This window comes from Hyphomicrobiales bacterium, assembly GCA_002869065.1.
Taxonomy (GTDB): domain Bacteria; phylum Pseudomonadota; class Alphaproteobacteria; order Rhizobiales; family Rhodobiaceae; genus Rhodobium.
Genome location: PKTR01000004.1, coordinates 19,834 through 43,664, shown reverse-complemented (window position 1 = coordinate 43,664; position 23,831 = coordinate 19,834). Strand labels below are relative to the sequence as shown.

At 64.1% G+C, this 23,831-nt stretch carries 17 protein-coding genes; 12 read left to right on the top strand and 5 right to left on the bottom strand.

Features of this window, described 5'->3' with window-relative positions; translation table 11 throughout:
* The first annotated feature begins 262 nt into the window (after window positions 1–262).
* The 7 genes from C0606_12730 (at window position 263) to C0606_12700 (ending at window position 13,598) form a co-directional block, all read left to right on the top strand.
* Window positions 263–5,758: an alpha-2-macroglobulin gene (locus C0606_12730; protein ID PLX36686.1), complete on the top strand. Its 5,496-nt coding sequence runs from the start codon at window positions 263–265 to the stop codon at window positions 5,756–5,758.
* A 120-nt stretch (window positions 5,759–5,878) separates the two neighbouring features.
* Complete coding sequence (pbpC, locus tag C0606_12725; protein ID PLX36685.1) at window positions 5,879–8,011, top strand: penicillin-binding protein 1C; 2,133 nt, start codon at window positions 5,879–5,881, stop codon at window positions 8,009–8,011.
* A gap of 353 nt (window positions 8,012–8,364) precedes the next feature.
* On the top strand, window positions 8,365–10,167 hold the full coding sequence (iorA, locus tag C0606_12720) for an indolepyruvate ferredoxin oxidoreductase subunit alpha (protein ID PLX36684.1): 1,803 nt from the start codon (window positions 8,365–8,367) through the stop codon (window positions 10,165–10,167).
* On the top strand, window positions 10,164–11,084 hold the full coding sequence (locus C0606_12715; GenBank protein ID PLX36683.1) for a pyruvate ferredoxin oxidoreductase: 921 nt from the start codon (window positions 10,164–10,166) through the stop codon (window positions 11,082–11,084). The genes iorA and C0606_12715 overlap by 4 nt, the downstream gene beginning before the upstream one ends.
* Window positions 11,081–12,211 (top strand): 2-oxoglutarate synthase subunit alpha, encoded by a 1,131-nt coding sequence (locus C0606_12710; GenBank protein ID PLX36682.1) that lies wholly within the window; start codon window positions 11,081–11,083, stop codon window positions 12,209–12,211. The genes C0606_12715 and C0606_12710 overlap by 4 nt, the downstream gene beginning before the upstream one ends.
* 1 nt (window position 12,212) lies before the next feature.
* Window positions 12,213–13,046 (top strand): 2-oxoacid:ferredoxin oxidoreductase subunit beta, encoded by an 834-nt coding sequence (locus C0606_12705; protein ID PLX36681.1) that lies wholly within the window; start codon window positions 12,213–12,215, stop codon window positions 13,044–13,046.
* A 3-nt stretch (window positions 13,047–13,049) separates the two neighbouring features.
* Entirely contained in the window at window positions 13,050–13,598 is a 549-nt protein-coding gene (locus tag C0606_12700; GenBank protein ID PLX36680.1) for a pyruvate ferredoxin oxidoreductase, read from the top strand.
* Window positions 13,599–13,616: 18 nt separating this feature from the next.
* Here C0606_12700 and C0606_12695 read toward each other — a convergent pair whose 3' ends face one another.
* The 5 genes from C0606_12695 to C0606_12675 form a co-directional block, all read right to left on the bottom strand.
* The gene (locus C0606_12695; GenBank protein PLX36679.1) at window positions 13,617–14,831 is read right to left on the bottom strand and encodes a glutamyl-tRNA amidotransferase; all 1,215 of its coding nucleotides are present in this window, start codon (window positions 14,829–14,831) and stop codon (window positions 13,617–13,619) included.
* Between the two features lie 109 nt (window positions 14,832–14,940).
* Window positions 14,941–16,224, bottom strand: a complete 1,284-nt coding sequence (locus tag C0606_12690) for an O-acetylhomoserine aminocarboxypropyltransferase (GenBank protein ID PLX36678.1) — start codon at window positions 16,222–16,224, stop codon at window positions 14,941–14,943.
* 112 nt (window positions 16,225–16,336) lie between these two features.
* Window positions 16,337–16,873 (bottom strand): CoA-binding protein, encoded by a 537-nt coding sequence (locus tag C0606_12685; protein ID PLX36677.1) that lies wholly within the window; start codon window positions 16,871–16,873, stop codon window positions 16,337–16,339.
* Window positions 16,874–16,910: 37 nt separating this feature from the next.
* Entirely contained in the window at window positions 16,911–17,381 is a 471-nt protein-coding gene (locus C0606_12680) for a hypothetical protein (protein ID PLX36676.1), read from the bottom strand.
* Window positions 17,382–17,390: 9 nt separating this feature from the next.
* Window positions 17,391–18,227, bottom strand: coding sequence for an enoyl-CoA hydratase (locus C0606_12675; protein ID PLX36675.1), 837 nt, complete (start codon window positions 18,225–18,227; stop codon window positions 17,391–17,393).
* Between the two features lie 81 nt (window positions 18,228–18,308).
* On the opposite strand from C0606_12675, the gene C0606_12670 reads away from it, so the two are divergent.
* From C0606_12670 to speB, 5 genes are all read left to right on the top strand, one after another.
* Window positions 18,309–18,839, top strand: coding sequence for a thioesterase (locus C0606_12670; GenBank protein ID PLX36674.1), 531 nt, complete (start codon window positions 18,309–18,311; stop codon window positions 18,837–18,839).
* A 216-nt stretch (window positions 18,840–19,055) separates the two neighbouring features.
* Window positions 19,056–19,520, top strand: coding sequence for a 50S ribosomal protein L13 (locus tag C0606_12665; protein ID PLX36673.1), 465 nt, complete (start codon window positions 19,056–19,058; stop codon window positions 19,518–19,520).
* A 2-nt stretch (window positions 19,521–19,522) separates the two neighbouring features.
* Window positions 19,523–20,014, top strand: a complete 492-nt coding sequence (locus tag C0606_12660; GenBank protein ID PLX36672.1) for a 30S ribosomal protein S9 — start codon at window positions 19,523–19,525, stop codon at window positions 20,012–20,014.
* A 239-nt stretch (window positions 20,015–20,253) separates the two neighbouring features.
* Window positions 20,254–22,701, top strand: a complete 2,448-nt coding sequence (locus C0606_12655; protein PLX36671.1) for a furin — start codon at window positions 20,254–20,256, stop codon at window positions 22,699–22,701.
* Window positions 22,702–22,869: 168 nt separating this feature from the next.
* A complete protein-coding gene (gene speB, locus C0606_12650) occupies window positions 22,870–23,826 on the top strand; it encodes an agmatinase (protein PLX36670.1) in 957 nt (318 codons plus the stop codon).
* Window positions 23,827–23,831: the final 5 nt, after the last annotated feature.

The following is a 23,831-nucleotide window of genomic DNA, read 5'->3' as shown; positions in this document are numbered from 1 at the left end:
CGGGAGCCAGCCGCAGGGTTTTCGGGCCCTCGCGAGGTCTCGGTTAGACGTTTCCGGATCAATCCTGTTTGCTTCGCCTCACCCTTTACGCAGGGAGAGCAGGGGGGCTACACTACAAAAAAATACGGGCGGGGGCGACGCCCTTTGAATGCTTTTGACCGGAGCGCCATCCGGTCGTCACGTAGCGTTCTGAGAATTGCGAGCGCATTGGTTCGGAGGCTTCAGCCTCAGGGGGCCGAAAGCGCGCAAATGGGAGGTTGCCATGCCGGGTCTTGTTCGTGGCCTGTCCGTCATCACGACGTTTCTCGCCGTTTCGCTCGTTGCCCTGACCACATGGGTGGGGCCCGTATCAGCGGCCGAGCGCGATCTCATCATCACCCAGGGCGCCGACTATTTCGGCCGCGATTTCGATATCCTCAAGGAGGTCGATCTCGACGCCTGCAAGGCGGCCTGCCTGAAGGACAAGCGCTGCGTTGCCTTTACCTTCAACACCAGCGCGGGCTGGTGTTTCCTGAAGAGCGACTTCACGGAACTGCGCGGTTTCGATGGCGCGGTTGCCGGGCGCATCGTGGCGCGGGCCAAGAAAGCGGATCCCAACCTTGAAAAGACGCGTCTGTCCGAACTCAGCTTCCTGCGTCCGGGCGTCGTCAGCGACGCACAGCGCTTTGCGGCCAAGCTCGGTCAGGCGTTCAACGCCGGCGGCGAAAGCTATGGCGCGCTGCTCGACCGCGGCTGGGGCGCGAGCGGCAATCCGGCCGTTGCGGCGGAAGCTTTCGGGCGGGCGCTGTCGATCAACCCGGACGATTTCGAGCCGTGGTCTTCCTTTGCGGCCGCGCGCATTGCCGACAATGACAAGGATTGGCGCAACCAGCGGCGCAACCGCCAGGAAGCCGTTACCGGTTCGGTGAACGCCTATCTGCGCGCCGGAAATAGCGACGAACAGGTTCGCGCGCTCAATCTGATCGGACGCGCGATGGCCAAGCGGCGCTCGTGGCGCTCGGCGATCCGCTCCTACCGGGCGAGCCTGGCGCTGCGCGAAGATGCCGGTATTCGCTCGACCTATGATTCGCTGGTTGCCGAACATGGCTTCCGCATTGTCGATCATTCGGTCGAATCAGATGCGGCGGCGCCGCGAATCTGTCTGGTGTTCTCCGATCCGTTGCCGAAGAAGCGGGACGGGCTTGCCGACTTCGTCACCGTCAGCGGCGGCGAGGGGCTGTCGATCGAGGTTGAGGACAAGCAGATCTGCGCCGACGGCGTGAAGCATGGCCAGCGCTATGCGATGTCGGTGCGTCCGGGCCTGCCGGGGGCCGACGGCGAGAAGATCGAAAAGCAGATCGATCTCGACATCTACGTGCGCGATCGCGCGCCGTCTGTGCGTTTCATCGGCCGCAACTACGTGCTGCCGGCGGGCGGCAAGCCGGCGCTGCCGGTGATCACCGTCAATGCCGAGGAGATCGAAGCGCAGGTGCATCGCATCGGCGATCGCTCGATTGCCAACGCCGTTGCCGGCGGCACCTTCCTGCGCCAACTCAGCTCCTGGCAGATCGATCAGGTCGAAACCGATCTCGGCGAAAAGGTCTGGTCCGGCATCATCGAGGTCGACACGGTGCTCAATCAGGAGATCACCGCACAGGTCGCCATTGATGATGTGGTCGGTACGCTGAAGCCGGGCGCCTATGTCATGACGGCGCGGGCGAAGGGCAACAACGCGGAAAGCTGGGGCCCGCGCGCGAGCCAGTGGTTCGTCGTCTCCGACCTCGGGCTTGCGGCTTTCTCCGGTAATGACGGGATGCATGCCTTCGTGCGCTCGCTGTCGTCGGCGGATGCGATGTCGGGCGTTCGCGTTCGCCTCGTTGCCAAGAATGACGAAGTGCTCGGTGTCGTCAGCACCGATGCGGCTGGCTATGCGCGCTTCGATGCTGGTCTGATGCGCGGAAGTGGCGGCAACGCGCCGGCCATTCTCGTCGCCGAGACCAATGGCGGCGATTACGGCTTCCTCGATCTGACCAAGAGTCCGTACGATCTGACCGACCGCGGCGTCGATGGCCGGCCGGCGCCGATGCCGATCGACGTGTTCCTGACCACCGAACGCGGCGTCTACCGCGCCGGTGAGACGGTCCATGTCACCACGCTTGCCCGTGATTCCCGCGCCAATGCGGTGCCGGGCCTGCCGCTGACCGTCATCTTCACCCGGCCTGACGGCGTCGAGCACAGCCGTGTGACGAGCGTTGACGGCGGGGCGGGCGGCCATTCGGTCGATCTGCCGCTGCATTCCGGCGTCATGCACGGTACCTGGCGGGTCGCGGCCTATGCCGATCCGAAGGGCGACCGTCTGGCCGAGCAGACCTTCCTCGTCGAGGACTTCCTGCCGGAACGCATCGACGTCGTTGTCGACAGCGATCTGGAAACGCTGGTTGCCGGCGAGCCGGCGTCGTTCAGCGTGACGTCGCATTATCTCTATGGGCCGCCGGCGGGCGATCTGCCGGTCGAAGCGACGCTGACCATGTCGTCGGTCGATACTCTCGACGCCTGGCCGGGCTACCGCTTCGGCCTCAGCGAGGAATCTGCCGAGGCGCTGCGTCAGCCGCTCGATGGTGCCTACACGGATATCGACGGCGCGGCGACGATTTCGTTCGAGGTGCCGGCTGCGCCGTCGCCGACGAAACTCTTCAAGGCTGAGATCCTCACCCGCGTGGTCGACAATGGCGGCCGCGCGGTCGAGCGCAAGATCGACGTGCCGGTGGCGCCGTCGGGTCCGCGTATCGGTATCAAGCCGCTGTTCGAAGATGCCGTCGACGAGGGCGGTACGGCTGGATTCGAGATCATCATGATCGACGAGTCTGGCAAGCGGATCGCCGCCGACAACGTCACCTGGCGTCTCGTCGATATCGATACCTCGTTCCAGTGGTACGAGCAGAACGGCGTGTGGAACTATGAGCCGGTCACCGTTACCAAGCGGATCGCAACGGGGACGCTGTCGATCGGCACGGACGGGCCGGCCAAGGTCGAATCGCCGGTGAAATGGGGCCGCTACCGACTCGAAATCTCTACCGAAGGGGAAGGGGCGACCGCATCGAGCTACGGCTTCAGCGCCGGCTGGTATATGGCGCAGACCGGGGCGGACACGCCTGACCTGTTGCGCGTTGCGCTTGACAAGGATTCTTATGCTGTCGGCGACACCGCGCGGGTTCACATCGAACCGCGTTTCGGCGGCCGAGCGATGGTCATGGTGATCGACGACCGGCTGATATCGGTGCGTGAAGTGGACGTGCCGGAAGAGGGCGCAACCGTCGAGGTTCCGGTCACGGCGGAGTGGGGCGCGGGCGCCTATGTGGCGGCGATGCTCGTACGACCGATGGATCTTGATGCCAAGCGGATGCCGGCGCGTGCGCTCGGCCTTGCCTGGGCGAAGGTCGATCCGGCTGACCGGGCGCTGTCCGTTGCGCTCGATATCGAGGAGCGGGTGCGGCCGCGCGGGCCGTTCGATATCGGCCTGACCATCGACAACCTGCCGAAGGGCAAGGACGCCTATGTCACGATTGCCGCGGTCGATATCGGCATTCTCAACCTGACGGCATTCAAGACGCCGGCACCGGAGAAATGGTATTTCGGCCAGCGCCAGCTCGGTATGGAGATCCGCGACCTCTACGGCCAGCTCATCGACCGCATGCAGGGCGTGCCCGGCCGGGTGCGTTCGGGCGGTGACGAGGGTGGCATGTCGTCGAGCGGTCCGCCGCCGACGGAGCAGCTTATCGCCTTCTTCTCTGGCATCGTGAAGGTCGATGAAAACGGCCGCGCCGACGTTACCTTCGACATGCCGGACTTTAATGGCGCCGTGCGTGTCATGGCGATTGCCTGGAGCGGCGATGGCGTCGGTCACGCCGAGAAGGACGTGATTGTGCGCGACGATATCGTCGTGCTCGCCAGCACGCCGCAATTCATGGCGCCGGGCGATCGCTCGCGCATTCTGGTCGAACTGGCCCATACCGAAGGGCCGGCCGGCACGACCACGATGTCGATCAGCGCGACGGACGAACTGATTCTGCGGCCGGGCGATGCCAATCGTATCGTCGAACTGGCCGAGGGCGGGCGTGAGAAAATCATTGTGCCGGTCGAGGCCGACAGTGTTGGCGATGCCACCATCGATATCGTGGTGACGACGCCGGCCGGGGTTGACCTCACCAAGCGGCTGACCCTTGGGGTGCGTTCCAACGAACAGCCGGTGACGCGTCGCTCCGTGGTCGCGCTGGCGGCCAATGGCGGCAAGCTCACTCTCGACAGCGAGCCGCTGAGCGAGTTCCTTTCCGGAACCGGCTCGGTCTCGGTCGCGGTCAGCGGGGCCGGGCGTATCGACGTGCCGGAGCTCTTGCGTGAGCTCGACCGCTATCCGTATGGCTGTGCCGAGCAGATCACCTCGCGGGCGCTGCCGCTCGTCTATCTCGACGCGGTTTCGCTCGCTGCCGGTTTTGGCCGGGATATCGAGGTGCGCAAACGGATCGAGGATGCCATCGTCAATGTGCTGACCAAGCAGTCGAGCTCCGGCTCGTTCGGGCTGTGGGGGCCGGGATATGACGATCTGTGGCTCGATTCCTACGTCACCGACTTCCTGACGCGGGCGCGCGAAAAGGGCTATGCGATGCCGCAGCTCTCCTTCGACATCGCGCTCGACAACCTGTCGAACCGGATCGCCTACGCGTCGGACTTCAACTATGGCGGCCAGGACCTCGCCTATGCGCTCTATGTTCTGGCGCGCAACGGCCGGGCGTCGATCGGCGACCTTCGCTACTATGTTGGCACCAAGCTCGACTCGTTCGCGACACCGCTTGCCAAGGCCCAGCTCGGCGCGGCGCTTGCGCTGTACGGCGACCGGACGCGTGCCGACCGGGCCTTCAAGGCGGCTTATGCCGACCTGAAGAAGGCGGAAGAGGACCGTCAGACGTCACGTGACGATTACGGTTCGGGCCTGCGCGACCGTTCGGCTCTGCTGACGCTGGTTGCCGAAACCCGCAGCAAGTCGCTCGATCTGGCCGCTCTCGCCAACGAGGTGGCCGATGATCGCGAGGCGCGCAAATACACCAGCACGCAGGAAAAGGCCTGGATGCTGCTGGCGGCGAATGCGTTGCTCAACAGTGCCTCGAAGCCGGACCTCAAGCTCGATGGTCGGGCGGTCGGCGGACAGCTCTTCGAGCGGTTCAACGCGGCTGCGTTGGCATCGGCGCCGGTGACCATCGAAAACGCGGGCGATACGGCGCAGACGGCGATTGCCACCTATACCGGCATTCCGCGCGTGCCTGAGCCGGCGGGCGGCAACGGCTTCTGGATCGAGCGCAACTATTACGATCTGGAAGGCAACGCGATCGACATCTCCCGCATCGGGCAGAACGAACGCTTCGCCGTGATCCTGTCGATCCGCGCACAGTTCGACGTGCGCGGCCGGCTGATGATCGTCGATCCGCTGCCGGCGGGCGTCGAGATCGACAATCCGAACCTGCTGAGCGGCGGCAACGTCAACAATCTCGGGTGGGAAGGGCTGCTGAATTCGGCCGACCACACGGAATATCGCAGCGATCGGTTCGTCGCGGTCTACAACCGCCAGCCGGGCAAGAACCTGACGTTCCGCGTCGGCTATATCGCTCGCGCCGTTTCGCCGGGCACCTTCGCGCATCCGGCGGCGACGATTGAAGATATGTACCGGCCGGACCTGCAGGGTCGCACCGACAGCACACGCATCGAGGTCATCGGCCCGCTGCGTTAGAGCATCGTGCAGCCAATTGGAACAATTGGCGTCGACAAAGATGCGGCTAAACAAAGGAACGGAACATTTTGGCGATCCATCGCGAATGCAAAATGTCCGGGGGGCCGGGGACGGCCGACGATGACGACGGACAGGATTGAGAAAACGGAACGGGTGAGACCGGCGGCAGGCTGGCGATGGCGGCGCGTGGCCGGATCGCTTGGCGTCGCTGCGATCCTTGCCGCTGTTTCTGTTCTGCCGTTCGGCATCGACAAGGCCATCGACGAGACGCCGTTGCCGTCTCTCGATGTTGAGACCTCGACGGTGGTGCTTGACCGCAACGGGCGGCTGCTCAGGCCCTTCCAGGTGGCCGACGGGCGCTGGCGCATGCCGGTGACGCTCGATGAGGTCGATCCGACCTTCATTTCCTTCCTGCTTGCCTATGAAGACCGGCGGTTCCGCGATCACAGGGGCGTCGATGCGAGAGCCGTTGTGCGCGCCGCCGGTCAGTTCGTCGCCGCCGGCGGGCGGATCGTGTCGGGAGCATCCACGATCACCATGCAGGTGGCGCGGCTGATCGAGGATGCCAATACGCGCAGCCTTGCCGGCAAGATGGCCCAGGCGCGCTCGGCGCTGGCCTTGGAACGGCGGCTGACCAAGGACGATATCCTCACGCTCTATCTTACGCTGGCGCCCTATGGCGGCAATCTGGAAGGCATCCGGGCGGCCTCGCTCGCCTATCTCGGCAAGGAGCCGTCGCGGCTGACCATCGGCGAAGCGGCGTTGCTCGTCGCCCTGCCGCAATCGCCGGAGACCCGGCGGCCGGACCGGCACAGGGCGACGGCGGAAGCCGCGCGTAACCGGGTTCTCGAACGGATGGTGTTGGCCGGCGTTATCAATGCCGAAGAGGCCGTGGCGGCGCGACGTGAGCCGATGCCGAAACGGCGCAAGGCCTTTCCGAAATACGCCGCGCACGCCGCCGAGCGAGTCCGATTGGAGGACCCGGAAAAGGGCGCACATCACCTGACCATCGAACGGAGGTTGCAAAAGCGGCTCGAAACCCTGATCGCCGATCGGGTGACCGGGCTCGGCAAGCATATGTCGGCGGCGCTGATCGTTGTCGATCACGAAAACGGCGAGGTGCTGGCGAGCGTCGGGTCGCCGAACCTGCTCGATGGCGAGCGTGGCGGCTTCATCGACATGAGCCGCGCGGTGCGCTCGCCGGGCTCGACGTTGAAACCGCTGATCTACGGCATCGCGCTCGAAGCCGGGTTGGTTCATCCCGAAAGCCTGATCGAGGACCGGCCGACAAGCTTCGGCGGTTATACGCCGACCAATTTCGACGGCGGTTACAATGGCACGGTGACGGTGCGCCAGGCGCTGCAGCGTTCGCTCAACGTGCCCGCCGTGCTGCTGCTCGATGCGGTCGGGCCGGCAAAACTCGTCGGGCGCATGAAGCGGGCAGGGGCAGCGCCGGTGCTGCCCGATCTGTCGGCGCCCAATCTCGCGGTCGGGCTTGGCGGTGTCGGCGTCACCTTGCGCGATCTGGCAATGCTCTACGCGGCGCTCGCGCGGGGCGGGCAGCCCGTTTCGCTCGTCGACCGACTCGATGTGCCACCCGCGACCGAGCGGCCGTCGTCGCAGCGTGTGCTCGACGAAAAGTCGGCCTGGTACGTCAGCGATATTCTTGCCGGCGCACCGCCGCCGGCCAACGCGAGCTCAATCGGCATCGCCTTCAAGACCGGCACCTCCTATGGCTATCGGGACGCCTGGGCGGTTGGTTATGACGGCAGGCACGTGATTGCCGTGTGGGTCGGACGGCCGGACGCTCAGCCGATTTCGCGCATGACCGGGATCGAGGCCGCCGCACCGATCCTGTTCGACGCCTTTGCCCGGCTCGAAAGCGAGCGGGTTCCGTTCGGGCCGGCGCCGCGCGGGACGCTGATTGCCACGAGCCACGATCTGCCGCCGCCGCTGAAGCGCTTCCGGCATCCGAGCGAGGGTATCGTCGAGCGCGAAACCGGGCCGGAGATCGCTTTCCCGCGTGACGGCGTGCGGGTCGATCTCGGGCTTGGCGGCACGCGGGCGATGGAGCTCGCGTTGAAGGTGCGCAATGGCGCGCCGCCTTTCGTCTGGCTGGTCAATGGGCAGCCGCTTGCGCGTGAACCGTTTTCGCGTGAGGCGCGCTGGCAACCGGATAGTCCGGGCTACGCGACCGTGTCGGTTATCGATGCCGACGGCAAGGCCGACCGGGTTACGGTTTTCCTCGAGTAGCGCCGATTCCTGCGCTGGTAGCGGGGCCGCCGCCGCGCGAATTGTCGCGTTTTTCAGCTTGGTGCTTATTTTTTCGCCGTTTCGTTCGAAGAATATTGCGCGCGCCGTTGCGCGTATGTGCGCGGATCGGCGGTTGTTTCTCCTGCCGAAGCACTGGCAATAAATGCATATCGCGCGTGATGTTGAGATCTGGCGCGTGTTTCGTGCGCATTTCTCAGATTAATGAATAAAAACCCTAGGGATAATCCCGTATTTACGCACGCGTTATGTTACCGCTTACTCGGAAAAAATCGATATCCTGTTACATAATGGTGACGGGAACGCAGCAAGCGGGACCCTGGGAGGGAACAACGATGGCGCAAGCAGCCACTGCGGAACGGGCGGAGGTGCTCGCCCGGCCATTGACCGGCAACGAGGCGATCGCCCGAGGCGTGTGGGAGGCCGGTGTGCGTGTCGCCGCGGCCTATCCGGGAACGCCGTCGACGGAAATCCTCGAGAACATCGCGAAATATCCGAAAGAGGACATCGCGGCGCAGTGGGCGACCAACGAGAAGGTCTCGCTGGATGTGGCGATCGGCGCGGCGCTGTCGGGCGTGCGTGCCTTTGCGGCGATGAAGCATGTCGGGCTCAATGTGGCGTCGGACTCTCTGATGTCGCAGACCTATATCGGCGTGCATGCCGGCCTCGTGTTGGCGGTTTGCGACGATCCGGGCATCCATTCCTCGCAGAACGAGCAGGACACGCGACTGATGGCGCAGTTCGCCAACGTCCCGGTGCTGGAGCCGTCCGATGCGCAGGAAGCGCTTGAGTTCACCCGCCTTGCCTTCGACCTGAGCGAGGGTTTCGACACACCGGTGATCGTGCGCTCGACGACGCGCCTGTCGCACACGCGCAGCACGGTGCTGGTCGGCGACCGCGCGGAGCCGGAATCGCGTGGCTTCGGCGGCGATCCCGAAAAGACGGTTTCCATTCCGTCCGTCGCCCGCGCACGCCATCCGCTCGTCATCGAGCGTGAGGCGAAGCTTTCAGCCTATTTCGAGACCTCGCCGCTGACCCGTTGGGAGAAGGGCGATACCCGCGTCGGCATCATCACTCACGGTACGGTCTATCCGTATGTGAAGGAAGTGGCATCGGGCTTCAGCATCCTGAAGCTTGCCGGCTCCTACCCGCTGCCGGCCAACACGATCCGCGACTTCGCGGCGAGTGTCGACCGCGTCATCGTCGTCGAGGAACTGGAGCCGGTGATCGAGAACTCCGTCAAGGCGCTCGGGGTCGCCGCGGAAGGCAAGCGCTTCTTCTCGCGCGTCGGCGAGCTGTCGTCGGAACTGGTTCGCGCCGGCCTTGCCGAAGCCGGCATCGTCGAAGCGCCCCGTAGTGTCGAAACGCTCGATATCCGCCCGGTGGCACGCCCGCCGGTGCTGTGCTCGGGTTGTCCGCACACGGCCAGCTACATGGCGTTGCGTGCGGTCGACGCGCAGGTCGCCGGCGATATCGGCTGCTATACGCTGGCCGCCGTCGAACCGCTGCGCTCCATCGACACGACGGTGTGCATGGGTGCCTCGATCGCCAATGCGGTCGGTATGGCGCTCGCCAAGACCAGCGACAAGCCGATCGTCGCCACTATCGGCGACTCGACCTTCCTGCATTCGGGCATTCCGCCGTTGATTGACGCGGTCTACAACAACGCCGACATCACGGTGGTCATTCTCGACAACCGCATCACCGCGATGACCGGTGGTCAGGATCATCCGGGAACCGGCCGCACGTTGCGCGGTGACGAGACTCACAAGGTGGTTTACGAGGACATCTGTCGCGCCGTTGGCGTCACCGATATCCGTCGTGTCGATCCCTATGAGGTCGCGGGTCTCTACAAGGCGATGCGTGAGGCCGTGGAGCGCAAGGGCGTTTCGGTGGTGATCGTCGAGCGGCCCTGTGTGCTCGATCCGGTCAAGATCAAGGGAACGCCGCTCGAAGTGAAGGAAGAGAACTGCGTGGCCTGCCAGTCGTGCATGAATCTCGGTTGTCCCTCGATCACCTGGTCCGACACCTACTACGAGGGCCATCACAAGGTGCAGATCGACACCACGTCGTGCATCGGCTGTTCGCTGTGTGCCCAGCTTTGCCCGTCCGACGCGATCCGTCCGGTGCTGTCATGACGGCAGTGGCGATGGAAACGGCGATGCCGGCAACGCAGGCGACCCGCAACGTCCTGATCGTCGGTGTTGGCGGTCAGGGCGTCATCATGATCTCGAAGGTGCTGGCGACGATTTGCCAGCTCCAGGGCTATCAGGTGAAGCAGTCCGAAGTGCATGGCATGGCCAAGCGCGGCGGTATCGTCTTCAGCCATGTGCGCTTCGGCTCCGAGGTCTGGTCGCCGACCATTCCGAAGGGCGAGGCGGACGTGCTGATCGCGCTCGAATGGGCGGAAGGCCTGCGCTGGCTCGATCATCTGAAACCCGATACCGGTACTTTCATCTGCGACACAAAGCGGATCGTTCCGCCTTTCGCCTGCCGCAACCGCAAATTCGGCGCGAGCCTGGCCTATGCGCAGGAAACGCCGGCGGAGATCGTCGACCGGGTGGCCGACGGCTATGCGCTCGACGCGAGCCGCATGGCGCAGACGCTCGGCAATGAGCGCGCGGCCAACACGGTGCTGCTCGGTACGCTGTCGGCGACGCTCGACTTCCCGGTCGAAGACTGGCTCAGGGTGATCGAGGCCTCGGTGCCGAAGGGTTCCGAAGAGATCAACCGGCAGGCCTTCCTCGATGGTCGTTCATGGATCGAGAACGCGCGTCTCGACCCGCATCACAGCGTTGAGGGCGTGGCCTACGAGAAGCCCGAAGTGGTCGTGCCGGCCGATACGGCGGTGCGTCTGACGATCAACGAAGACTGGTGCAAGAGCTGCGATATCTGCGTCAAGCTCTGCCCGGAGCGGTGCCTGGCGCTCAATGCGCAGAACATCGCCTATCTGAAAGACCCCGAGGCCTGCACGGGCTGTCGGGTATGTGAGTGGCTCTGTCCGGATTTCGCCATCTCTGTCGACCGGATGACAGTTCTGGAGGCGGCGGAATGACGACGACTGCTCCGCTTGCGGGCAACCATGCCTGCGCCATGGCGGCGATTGCCGCCGGCTGCCGGTTTTTCGCCGGCTATCCCATTACCCCGTCCTCGGAAGTGGCAGAGCGCATGTCGCGCGAGCTACCCAGGGTCGGCGGTACCTTCATCCAGATGGAAGACGAGATCGCCTCGATGGGCGCCATCGTCGGTGCGTCGCTGGGCGGCGCCAAGGTGATGACGGCGACCAGCGGTCCCGGCTTCTCGCTGAAGCAGGAAAACATAGGCTACGCGGCGATGACGGAAGTGCCGTGCGTGATCATCAACGTGATGCGCGGCGGGCCGTCGACCGGTATGCCGACGCGGCCGGCGCAGGGCGACCTGATGCAGGCGCGCTGGGGCACCCATGGCGACCATCCGATCATCGTCATTACGCCGGAATCGGTGCAGGAGATCTATGACGAAACGATCCGCGCCTTCGAGCTCAGCGAGAAGCTGCGCGTGCCGGTGGTCGTGCTCTACGATCAGGTGATCGCGCAGCTGCTCGAGCCGATCGAGCTGCGCCAGCCGGAAACGCTGGTCGAACGAAAATGGGCCGATCCGTCGGACGAAGGCTTCAAACCTTATGCGCTCGATGGCGACGACGTGCCGCCGATGGTGCGGCCGGGCGAGGGGCTTCGCACCCACACCACCGGTCTGACCCACGGAGAAGCCGGTTTCCCGACGCAGGACCCGGCGGCCGTCACGGCGATGATGGATCGCATCCTCAACAAGACCGAGCGGCATCGTGCCGAGATCGAGAAGTTCGAGGCGCTGCAGACCGAGGATGCCGACCTGCTGGTCGTGTCCTACGGCATCAGCGCGCGCGCCGCGCGCCGCGCCGTTTCGTTGCTGCGCGACGCCGGCATCAAGGCTGGACTGTTCCGCCCGATCACCATGTGGCCGTTCCCGGAAGATGCACTGCGGTCCGCGGCGGCGTCGGCCAAGGCCGTGCTGGTGCCGGAAATGAGCGCCGGGCAACTTTCGCTCGAGGTCGAGCGGGTGCTCGCCGGGAAGTGCCCGGTGTCGTCGCTCGGCAAGATCGACGGTGAACCGATCACGCCTGCTGAAATCGTCGCTCGCGGGAAGGACCTGAGCAATGACTGAGATGCCGCGCCCGCCGTTTGAGATCAAGGACTACATCCGCGTCGACCTGATGCCGCACTTCATGTGCCCGGGTTGCGGTCATGGTATCGCGCTGCGCGCGCTGTTGTGGGCCGTGCACGAGAACGGCATCGACAAGAACAAGCTGGCGATCGTGTCCGGCATCGGCTGTTCCGGCCGTGTCGGCGCCTATATCGATGCGAACACCTATCACACCACCCATGGCCGGCCGCTCGCCTTCGCGACCGGTTTGAAGCTCGCTCGGCCCGACCTCCATGTCGTGGTGATCACCGGTGACGGCGACTGTCTGGCAATCGGCGGCAACCACCTGATCCATGCCTGCCGGCGCAACCTCGATATCACCTGCCTGATGCTCAACAACGAGGTCTACGGCATGACCGGCGGCCAGGTGTCGCCGACCACGTCGGAGACGAGGCTGACGACGACGACGCCGACCGGCAATATCGAACCGGTGTTCGATGCCTGTGCACTGGCGTCCGCCGCCGGTGCAGGCATGGTCGGGCGCGAGGTGACGTTGCAGACGCCGGCGTTGAAGAACCTGATCAAGGAAGGGCTTGCCCATCCCGGCTTCTCGTTCCTCGAGATCATTTCCGACTGCACGGAGATCTACGGCCGCAAGAACGACCTCGGCGAGTCGCCGGAAATGGTGCTGTCGCAGAAGAGCGACATGCGACCGGAATCCTTCGGCAACGTCGTCGATCAGCCGTTCCGTCCGCATGCGATGCGCACCGGCGTTCTCGCCCGCAACGAGCGTCCGGAATACGGCGCGCTCTATCGCCAACAGGCGCAGCGTCTGCGCGAACAGGGAAAGGGCTGAGCTATGGACCGCATGGAAATCCGTCTCGCCGGCTCCGGTGGCCAGGGGCTCATCCTCGGCACCCGCACGATGTTCCGCGCGCTCAGCCTTGAAGGCATGCAGGCGGCGCAATCGTCGAGCTATGAGCCGACCTCGCGCGGCGGCTTCTGCCGCTCCGATCTGGTCGTCTCGGACGGGACTCCCGACTACCCGCTCGTCACCGGTATCAACTATCTGATCGCGCTCGATCAGGTCGGCGCCGACCGCTCCAAGGGCTTCATCGCCAGGGATGCGGTCGTCGTCTACGACAGCCGACTGGTGACGGCGCCGCCCGAAGAGGGCAATCGCCGTATCGGCCTGCCGCTGACTGACCGGGCGATTGCGGCCGGCAGCGCCCGTGTCGCCAATATCGTGGCTCTCGGCGCGATGATCGGCATCACCGGGCTGTGCAAGCGGGAATCGCTGATGGAGGCGATCCGCCTCGACACGCCGAAGAAGTTCGCCGCGGTCAATCTTGCTGCTGCCGAAGAGGGCTTCCGGCTTGCCGACGAGGTGCTGGCGCCCGCCGAATAAGCCTTCGGTCGTGCCGCGTCAGGCGTCCAGAAGACGGCCTACCGCTGTCATGAGGAACTCGTCCTGATAGGGGCCGGCGACAAAGGAAAGCCCGGCACGGCAGTCGGCGACGGCAAGAAGCGGGGCGGTTATTTCCGGCAGGCGGCCAACGCCTGAAAAAGATGTGACAGCCATTGTCGGATCGTAGAAGTCGGCGACCGCTTCCAGCGAGGTCAACGTCCCCTTGAGGGGGGCGATCCGCGGCGTGGTCGGGAAACCGATGACGCTGCCGGGTTCTAGGAATGCGCGGATGCTTTCGAACAGGCGTTCGCACAGCTCCAAGCTTTCGATTGCGCTTGTACGCTCGAATGCCCTGACGCTTTTGTAGGCCATCGAGAAAGCAAAGCCGAGTTCGGGTTTCTGGTTCTCGATCCAGTTGCCGACCGTGTTTTGAAACTCTGCCGTTTGAACGTTTCGCAGCGCATCCTTGTTGCAGGCAACAAGGTCCATCTCGCGGCCGACGATGTCGGCGAAATCAACCGTTTCGAGCGTGACGCCCGACCGGCTCGCGATTGAGTCGAGGGCTTCGCGGGCGGCTGCAGCGATTTCAGGCGTAGCGAGACGGAAGGCGTCGTTCAATACGAAGATGCGCTTCACCTCGGCAGGCGCCCGGGGGCCGCTTCGCAGCAGAACGCGCGTCGTCCGCTCGAGGATACCGTGGGAGCGGGCAAGCACGCCGACGGTGCTGACGCTCGGCATGAAGGGCAGTACGCCGGCCTCGGAAATCCGGTGTAGCGACGGGCGGATGCCCCAGACGCCGCAAAGGCTTGCAGGCACGCGCACCGAGCCGCCCGCATCGGTTCCAAGCGAGAAGTCAGCGAGGCCGCAGGCGACGGAGGAAGCCGAGCCGCTCGATGACCCTCCGGGCACGCGGTCAGGTGTCCGAGGATTCAGGGGAGTTCCAAAAAACGGGTTTTCGCCATCGAGGCTGTAGGTGAACTCGTCGGCGATTGCCTTGCCGACGCAAGCTGCACCGGCGGCCAGCACCTGCTCCACGCAGAGGGCGTTGCGAAATGCCGGTGGGTGCCGATCCCGCCAGGCGGGGCTGCCGTAGGAGGTTTTCCTCCCGGCGATGTCGATGTTGTCCTTGACCGTGAATGTCAGGCCATCGAGCGGGCCGGAGTCGTACGGTTCAAGCTCGAGTGACTCGACGAGCGCGCCCGATTGCTCGATTGCCGATTGCGCGCGCTTCATCGTCGGCTCCCCGCGATACGTCTTTCAAAAACGACGGCGACCCGGGACGCTCCTTGCCTGGTCCCGGGTCGCCGATGATGTGCACATCGAGCAATTGCGTCGATTGCGTCTAGGCGCTCAGAGCCTGTTCGAGGTCGGCGATGATGTCGTCGGCGCTTTCGATACCGATCGACACGCGCACCACATCGGGCCCTGCGCCGGCGGCGACCTTCTGCTCGTCGGAAAGCTGGCGATGGGTGGTCGAGGCCGGGTGGATGACCAGGCTGCGCGTGTCGCCGAGATTGGCCACATGCGAGAACAGCTCGACGTTTGAGACCAGCGAAACGCCGGCGTCATAGCCGCCCTTGAGGCCGAAGGTGAAAACCGAGCCGGCACCCTTCGGCATATAGCGCTGCTGCAGCGCGTGGTGCTTGTCGCCTTCGAGGCCGGCATAGGAGACCCAGGCAACCGCGTCGTGGTTCGACAGCCATTCGGCGACCTTCTGGGCATTTTCGCAATGGCGCTGCATGCGCAGCGGCAGGGTCTCGATGCCGGTCAGGATCTGGAAGGCGTTGAACGGCGAGATCGCGGGGCCGAGATCGCGCAGGCCGAGCACGCGGGCGGCGATTGCGAAGGCGAAGTTGCCGAAGGTCTCGTGCAGCACCATGCCGGCATATTCCGGGCGCGGCTTCGACAGCATCGGATAGCGGTCGTCGGCCGACCAGTCGAACGAACCGCCATCGACCAGCACGCCACCCATGGAATTGCCATGGCCGCCGAGGAATTTGGTGGCCGAATGGACGACGATGTCTGCGCCATGCTCGAACGGGCGGCACAGATACGGCGTTGCCATGGTGTTATCGACGATGAGTGGCACATTGGCCTTGCGGGCGATTTCGGCAATCGCGGCGATGTCAGTGACGACGCCGCCCGGATTGGCGAGGCTTTCGATGAAGATCGCCTTGGTCTTGTCGCTGACCGCGGCCTCGAAGGTCGCCAGATCCGACGGATCGGCCCATTTCACGTTCCAGCCGAAGCTCTTGAACGAGTGGTTGAACTGGTTGATCGAGCCGCCATAGAGCTTGTTGGAGGCGATGAACTCGTCGCCCGGCTGCATGATCGTGTGGAAGATCAGCATCTGGGCTGCGTGGCCCGAGGCGACCGCGAGCGAGGCCGTGCCGCCTTCGAGCGCCGCGACGCGCTCCTCCAGCACCGCCGTCGTCGGGTTGGTGATGCGGGTGTAGATGTTGCCGAAGGCCTGCAGGCCGAACAGCGAGGCGGCGTGGTCGACATCGTCGAACACGAAGGACGTGGTCTGGTAGATCGGCGTTGCGCGCGCGCCCGTCGCCGGGTCCGGCTGGGCGCCGGCATGGATGGCGAGCGTTGCGAAATCAGGTACGCGGTCAGTGGTCATTTTTTCGTTCCCCCGTCGTCGAGACGTGCAGTCGTCCCGCTCTGTTGGCGCCTTTCATGGCGCAGGAATTGGCATTCGTCAAATTATCGGCGGCTAATACAAGTCTTTGCGATCAGTTGTCTTTTTTCCTATTTTCGCGAAGACCCAGATGCTGGAAACCGTCTTCCAGCTTTGGCCGTTTCGAGGAAATGGTTTTCGAATTTACGCCCGCCCAGGCGATTTCTCCCGACAGGCGGCCATATTCGATTTTCGGACAGCGGTTCATCACCATCTTGACACCGGCGGCCTCGGCGCGGGCGGCGGCCTCGTCATTGCGCACGGTGAGCTGCATCCACATCACTTTCGGCACCGGCGAGAGCTTGAGCGCCTCGTCGACAACGTGGCCGGCGGCTTCGGAGTTGCGGAAGATGTCGACCATGTCGATGGCTTCCGTGACCTCGGCAAAGGACGAATAAAATTTCGTGCCGAGGATTTCCTTGCCGGCCTGGCCGGGATTGATCGGATAGACGCGGTAGCCTTTGGCGATCATGTATTTCAGCACGAAATAGCTCGGCCGGGTCTCGTTGGCGCTGGCGCCGACCATGGCGATGGTCTTCACCTCGTCGAGGATGCCGCGAATATAGGCGTCGCTGTAATTGTCGTGATCCATCGGGTGTTTTCTCAGGTTTTGTCGTTGTGCAGGAAAGTCAGGAATCGCGTTCGCTCTTCAGCGGTTCGCCGCGCAACAGCTTGATCAGCACGCGGACGACGAGGAACCAGCCGGCAACGGCGAGAGCAAGCCAGACCATGACGAACAGATTGTCGAAACCGAGGCTGCCGCCCGATATGGGTGGCAGCATTTCGGTTGCGGCCATGAAGATGCCGAAAGTCCAGCCCACCAGCCACACCAGCAGGAAGACGATCGCGAACCAGTTCCGGGATGTCGGGCGCGCGGGCGCGGCGGTGCGGTTCTGCGGTTCGCGTGTTGCGGAGCGCGCCGGGACGGGCGGCTGACGGACATCATGATGCGTTCGCGCCAAAGCATCGGAGGCTGTCGGCATCCGGCGTTCCGGCCGCTTGGGACCGTCGCCGCGCAAAAACGCCACGGCGTAGCCGAGCGCAAAGGCGATGGCGCCGATGATTAGATGCGTGTGGTCGAGATTGTCGATGAACTCCATGCGGGCGCGCTACCGGTCTTCCCACTCCGGCTTTTCCTTGCCGATGAAGCAGGCGATGCCGATCTCGGCGTCGCGCATCATGAGGTTGTCGACGATCACCCGGCCCATTAGCGAATAGGCGTCTTCGACACCGAGCTCGACCTGGCGGTAGAAAGCTTCCTTGCCGAGAGCGACGACGGCGCGCGATTTCTGCGCCGCGCGGCGGGCCATCGCCATCGCCGTATCGGCAAGCTCGTCGGGTGCAACGACCTCGTTGACCAGGCCATAGGTGCGGGCGTCGTCGGGGCCGATCATGTGGCCAAGCGTGAGCATCTGCATGGCGACCTTGCGCGGTACATTGCGCGACAGGGCCACCATCGGGGTCGAGCAGAACAGGCCGGCATCGACGCCATTGACGCCGAACTTCGATTCCGTGGAGGCAACAGCCATGTCGCAGGTCGACAGCAACTGGCAGCCGGCGGCTGTCGCTATCCCCTGAACCTCGGCGATGACGACGACGGGCAGGTTGCGGATCGCCATCATGGTGTCGGTGCAGCTTGCGAACAGCGTCTCGAAGAAGGCGCGGCCGCCATCGGGATCGTCGCGATGGGAGGTGATTTCCTTCAGATCGTGGCCGGCGCAGAAGCCGCGCCCGGCGCCGCGCAGGATCACCGCGCGTACCGACTTGTCCTCGCGGATATCGTCGAGCGCCTCGCGCAGGGCATGCAGCAGCGGCAGCGACAGGGCGTTCAGCGCGCGCGGGCGGTTGAGGGTCAGGATCGTGACGCCGTCGTCGTCCTCGCGCAGGACGAGCGGTTCGTCATTCGCGGCTGCGGGCGTGGTCGCGGCGTCGGCTGCGGTGCTCATCGGCTTTCGCCTCCTTGTTTCGTTTCCCCGAATGTTTGTTGCCGACACCATAGTCGCCTTCCGTTACGGCGTCGATTGTCAATGGCGCGGAACAATCGTAGAGGTCGGAAAAGGGCTGCGTCGGACAGTACGGGTGTCCGTCACGGCAAAGCGAAAAGAGGAGGGGAACGCGTGAACCTGAAACCGGTGATGACGGCGGGCGATGTGATCGCGATGCTCGACAAGGAGTTCCCGCAGATCCACGACGGTGGCCAGTGCTACTTCATCGAGGCGATCGGCGAGGGGACCGCGAGTGTGCGTCTGCACGCCTCCGACCGCCATTTGCGGCCGGGCGGCACGGTGTCCGGCCCGTCGATGATGGCGCTCGCCGATCTCGCGGCCTATGCGGTGATCCTCGCCCATATCGGGCCGGTGGCGCTGGCGGTCACCACCAATCTCAACATCAACTTCCTCAACAAGCCGGAGCCGGGCGACATCGTCGCCGATTGCCGATTGTTGAAGCTCGGCAAGCGCTTGGCGGTGACGGAGTCGCGGCTGCACTCGGTTGCGTCCGACACACTGGTGGCACATGCGACGGCGACCTATTCGATTCCGCCGCGTCCGACAACTTAGGTATTATATTACCGCAATTGCAAAGCGCTGTTTTATAACGATGTTTTTCGAATTTTGCGCTTGACGTGAGCGGAGGCATGGCTTAGATCAGCGACGATTGCGGCGGCCGATGTGTCGCCGTCGGCGTTCATTGCGGGCCTCGGCCGGTTTTTCCGAACGAAACCCGCGAAACGCCAGTCACAGTTTCAACCACGACAACGGTTCAAGAGACGCACAATGAAGACCTATTCGGCCAAAGCGGCTGATATCGACAAGAAATGGATCTTGATCGATGCCGAAGGGCTGGTCGTCGGTCGCCTCGCCGCCTTCATCGCTATGCGACTGCGCGGCAAGCACCTCCCGACCTTCACGCCCCACATGGACCTTGGCGACAACGTCATCGTCATCAACGCTGACAAGGTGGTCCTCACGGGCCGCAAGTACAGCGACAAGAAGTATTACTGGCACACCGGTCACCCGGGCGGCATCAAGGAGCGCACCGCGCGCGAAATCCTTGAAGGCCGGTTCCCCGAGCGTGTGCTGGAAAAGGCCGTGCAGCGCATGATGCCGGGCGGTCCGCTGACCCGCGCTCAGCTCAAGAACCTGCGTGTCTACGCCGGTGGCGAGCATCCGCATGAAGCGCAGCAGCCGGTGGCGGTCGATGTCGCCGCTCTCAATCCGAAGAATGCTAGGAGGGCCTGACCATGGCCGATGAGATCCAGACTCTCGAAGATCTCGGCGCTGCGATGGGTACGGAAGCGGCGCCGTCCGAGCCGGAAGCACCGGTTCATGTCCAGAAGCTCGACGCCCAGGGTCGCGCCTATGCCACCGGCAAGCGTAAGGACGCCGTCTCGCGCGTCTGGCTGAAGCCGGGCACGGGCCGCATCATCGTCAACAAGAAGGACTTCACCGAGTATTTCGGTCGTCCGGTGTTGCAGATGATCCTTCAGCAGCCGATCGTCGCGGCCAACCGCGATGGCCAGTACGACATCGAAGCCACCGTCGCCGGTGGCGGTCTGTCGGGCCAGGCCGGTGCGCTGCGCCACGGCATTTCCAAGGCTCTGACCTATTACGAGCCGGATCTGCGCGGCGTTCTCAAGCGCGGCGGCTTCCTGACCCGCGACTCGCGTGTCGTCGAACGTAAGAAGTACGGTCGCGCCAAGGCTCGCCGCAGCTTCCAGTTCTCGAAGCGCTAAGGCGTTTCGCCAGTACGATTTCGGAAAGGCGGTCCGGCAACGGGCCGCCTTTTTGTTTTGGGGGTCGGTATCATTCTGCTTCTCGGGAGGAAGCAAAAAGAGTTCAAATTGCGTGCACCATCCTAACGAGTCGGCAAGGGGAGCCCGTTAGACTGGCCATGGTGGCGATGTTTTCGACATAATTCTTTGGCGTAATTCACAATGAACGTGATTCGCCGGCACTATGCGGAAGCTGCGAGATGAGCCTGACCAAGTCCGAGACCGCGACCAAACTTGGCACCCGGATCGAAACGATGGGGTTGCCGACGGATAATCTGTTCGACGATCAGTGGTACATCGTCAATCAGGTCGATACGCCGCGTGTCGACCTCAATGTCCGTGCGATCTGGGATGAATATACCGGCGAAGGCGTCAAGGTCGGCATCTACGACAGCGGCGTGCAGTATACCCACTCCGATCTTGCCGCGAATTACGACAGCAGCCTTCACGTGACGTTGTCCGGCTCGGTTCACGATCCGATGCCCAACACCAACCGGGACTCGCCGCACGGTACCTCGGTCGCCGGCATCATTGCCTCGGTTCGCAATGGCACCGGAACGGTCGGCGTCGCCTATGACGCGCGGATTGCCGGGGTCAACATCTTCGGTCTGAACGATGCGGATTTCGAAGCCGCGATGCGTACGCAGGCGCGGTTCGACGTCACCAACCACAGCTGGGGCTTCGTCTCGGCCTATGCCGACGATGTCACCAATCCCTATTGGCAGAACTTTTTCTCCGGCATCAGCTACAGCGCCAACAATGGCCGCGACGGGCTCGGCACCGTCATGGTGGTCGCTGCCGGGAACGGCCGCGAGAGCGGCGACGATGCCAACACTTCGGGTTTCATCAACAGCCGCTACACGATCGGCGTGGCCGCGACGGAGCGTGATGGGGACATCACGTTCTACAGCACGCCGGGCGCGAGCGTGCTGATCTCGGCGCCGGTCGATATCGGACAGGTGACGACGACCGATTTCATCGGCTCGGCCGGGTATTCCTCGACCGACTACACCAGCGGGTTTGCCGGCACGTCGGCCGCGACACCGATGATCACCGGCGTCGTTGCGTTGATCCTGGAGGCCAATCCCGATCTCGGCTGGCGCGACGTGCAGGCAATTCTGGCCGCGAGCGCGCGCCATACCGGGAGCGCTGTCGGGGCGACGCCGGAAGGCTACGAAAGCGACCGCTGGGCGATGAACGGGGCCGACAGCTGGAATGGCGGCGGCATGCATTTCAGCAATGACTACGGCTTCGGCCTGGTCGACGCGCGTGCAGCCGTGCGCCTGGCAGAGAGCTGGACCCTGCAGTCGACGTCGAGCAACGAGGCGAAGGCGACCGGGACAAACAGCGGCTATCACGCGATCCCCGATGCCAATCCGCGTGGCGTGACGTTTTCGATCACGCTCGACAAGAATGTCGCGATCGAGTCGATCGCGCTCGATCTGGATATCGACCATACCTATGCCGGCGATCTGATCATCGAACTGACCTCGCCGAGCGGGACGACGAGCCGGCTCGTCTGGGGAGCGGGCGGCAGTACCGATCTGAGCGGCTGGATCTATTCGAGCAACGCCTTTCGCGGCGAGGACAGCAAGGGTACCTGGACGGTCAACATCGTCGACACCTACGCGGCCGATTCAGGCGCGGTGAACGATGCCAAACTGACAGCCTATGGCAGCGGCTCCACCAGGAACGACCTTTACATCTACACCGACGAATACAGCCTCTATGCGGGCGAGAGCGGGCGTTCGACGATCCGTGACACCGATGGCGGCGTCGATACGATCAATGTGGCGGCGGTCAATTCCAAAGCCACCATCGATCTTGCTCCGGGGGCTACGGGCTCCATCGACAACACGAGTTTTCGCATTGCCGACGGTACCGTGATCGAAAACGCGATCGGCGGCGAGCATTCCGACCGAATTCTCGGCAATGGACGCGCCAATCGGCTGTGGGGTATGGACGGCGACGACACGATCGGCGGGCGCGGTGGCGACGACCGGATCGATGGCAAGATCGGCGATGACCGGCTGCTCGGCAGTCTCGGCAACGACACCCTGCGTGGCGCGGTCGGCAAGGACGACCTGTATGGCGGCGTGGGCAACGACCGGCTGGTCGGAAATCTCGGCACGGACACGCTGAGCGGCGGTGGCGGCAACGACACGCTTCTTGGTGGCCGGGCCGATGACGTGCTCGACGGGTTGACCGGCCGCGACAGCCTGCGCGGGGGAGATGACAACGACACGCTACGCGGCGGAGCCGGCAATGATTTCCTGTCGGGGGAAAACGGCTCGGACCGGGTCAACGGCGGCAGCCAGGATGACCTGCTCTTCGGGGTGGGCGGACGCGATACCCTGCTCGGCGGACTTGGCGACGACACGATCAACGGCGGCGCTCACAACGACCTGCTGTGGGGCGGGAAGGGCAACGACATCTTCGTATTCGGCACCAACAGCGGCGACGACAGGATTGGCGATTTCGGCACCGGCAACGACAAGATCGACCTCAGCGCCTACGGAATTCGTTTCCGCGATCTGTCGATCTCGGTTTCGGGCGGCAATACGACGATCGACATCGACGGCACCGGCAACAGCATCGTTCTGGTGAACCACGCGTCCGGTCTCGACGCCGGCGACTTCCTGTTCTGATTGACCTGTCGATGGCGGTTGCGTCGGCATTTCCCGCCATCCTTTCCTCAGTCACAAAAAACTCCCGACCAAGCCTTGGCTTTGGCGCGCCTTTCGGGCATTCGTGGGCGATCCGCGTTCGGCCGGTCCGCGACGACATCATGACCGCCCTTTCCGTGTGGGGTTTTCATGCACGACAAGACTCATCCCCGTCCGACCGACAACGCATTCCTCGGCAAGAGCCTGAAGGGTGGCAGCCATGAGCCGACCTATGGCGGCGCGCTCTCCTTCATGCGCCGCCGCTACACCCGCGACCTGGAAGGCGTCGACGTGGCCGTGTGGGGCATTCCCTTCGATGCCGCCGTTTCCAACCGTCCCGGTGCGCGGTTCGGCCCGCAGGGCATTCGCCGGGCTTCGGCGATCATGGACGGCGATCCGCAATATCCGTTCGGCTTCGACATTTTCGAGGATCTGGCCGTCATCGACTATGGAGATTGCGTTTTCGACTATGGCCGGCATGCGGAGATTCCCGGCTGCATCGAGGCGCAGGCGAAGGAGATCCTCGACGCGGGCGTGCATCTGTTCTCCATGGGCGGCGACCATTTCGTCACCTGGCCGTTGCTGAAGGCGCATGCGGAGAAACACGGGCCGCTGGCGCTCGTTCATTTCGACGCCCATCAGGACACCTGGGACGACGACGGCGAACGGCTCGACCACGGCACGATGATCGGGCGCGCGGTGAAGGCCGGCATCATCGATCCCGAGCACGTCATCCAGGTCGGCATCCGCACCCACGCGCCGGCCGATTTCGGGCTTGAGATCATCTATGGCTGGCAGGTCGAGGAACTGGGCGTCGCCGCTGTTACGGAGCGGATCAAGGCGCGCATCGGCGACCGGCAGGCCTACATGACCTTCGACATCGACTGTCTCGATCCGGCCTATGCGCCGGGGACGGGGACGCCGGTCGCGGGCGGTCTGACGACGCGCGAGGCGCTCGCCATTCTGCGCGGGCTGACCTCGATCGATTTCGTCGGCGGCGACGTTACCGAGGTCGCGCCGGCCTATGATCACGCCGACATCACCTCGATTGCCGGCGCTTCCGTGGCGCAGACCTATCTCGGATTGCTCGCCGAAAGGCGGCGCTGAGCGCC

Coding starts and splice junctions, on each gene's coding strand:
- C0606_12665 (PLX36673.1), top strand. CDS start 19,056: ATGAAGACCTATTCGGCCAAAGCGGCTGATATCGACAAGAAATGGATC.
- C0606_12675 (PLX36675.1), bottom strand. CDS start 18,227: ATGAGCACCGCAGCCGACGCCGCGACCACGCCCGCAGCCGCGAATGAC.
- iorA (PLX36684.1), top strand. CDS start 8,365: ATGGCGCAAGCAGCCACTGCGGAACGGGCGGAGGTGCTCGCCCGGCCA.
- C0606_12670 (PLX36674.1), top strand. CDS start 18,309: ATGGCGCGGAACAATCGTAGAGGTCGGAAAAGGGCTGCGTCGGACAGT.
- C0606_12700 (PLX36680.1), top strand. CDS start 13,050: ATGGACCGCATGGAAATCCGTCTCGCCGGCTCCGGTGGCCAGGGGCTC.
- C0606_12705 (PLX36681.1), top strand. CDS start 12,213: ATGCCGCGCCCGCCGTTTGAGATCAAGGACTACATCCGCGTCGACCTG.
- C0606_12710 (PLX36682.1), top strand. CDS start 11,081: ATGACGACGACTGCTCCGCTTGCGGGCAACCATGCCTGCGCCATGGCG.
- C0606_12690 (PLX36678.1), bottom strand. CDS start 16,224: ATGACCACTGACCGCGTACCTGATTTCGCAACGCTCGCCATCCATGCC.
- C0606_12730 (PLX36686.1), top strand. CDS start 263: ATGCCGGGTCTTGTTCGTGGCCTGTCCGTCATCACGACGTTTCTCGCC.
- speB (PLX36670.1), top strand. CDS start 22,870: ATGCACGACAAGACTCATCCCCGTCCGACCGACAACGCATTCCTCGGC.
- pbpC (PLX36685.1), top strand. CDS start 5,879: ATGACGACGGACAGGATTGAGAAAACGGAACGGGTGAGACCGGCGGCA.
- C0606_12680 (PLX36676.1), bottom strand. CDS start 17,381: ATGGAGTTCATCGACAATCTCGACCACACGCATCTAATCATCGGCGCC.
- C0606_12655 (PLX36671.1), top strand. CDS start 20,254: ATGAGCCTGACCAAGTCCGAGACCGCGACCAAACTTGGCACCCGGATC.
- C0606_12695 (PLX36679.1), bottom strand. CDS start 14,831: ATGAAGCGCGCGCAATCGGCAATCGAGCAATCGGGCGCGCTCGTCGAG.
- C0606_12660 (PLX36672.1), top strand. CDS start 19,523: ATGGCCGATGAGATCCAGACTCTCGAAGATCTCGGCGCTGCGATGGGT.
- C0606_12715 (PLX36683.1), top strand. CDS start 10,164: ATGACGGCAGTGGCGATGGAAACGGCGATGCCGGCAACGCAGGCGACC.
- C0606_12685 (PLX36677.1), bottom strand. CDS start 16,873: ATGGATCACGACAATTACAGCGACGCCTATATTCGCGGCATCCTCGAC.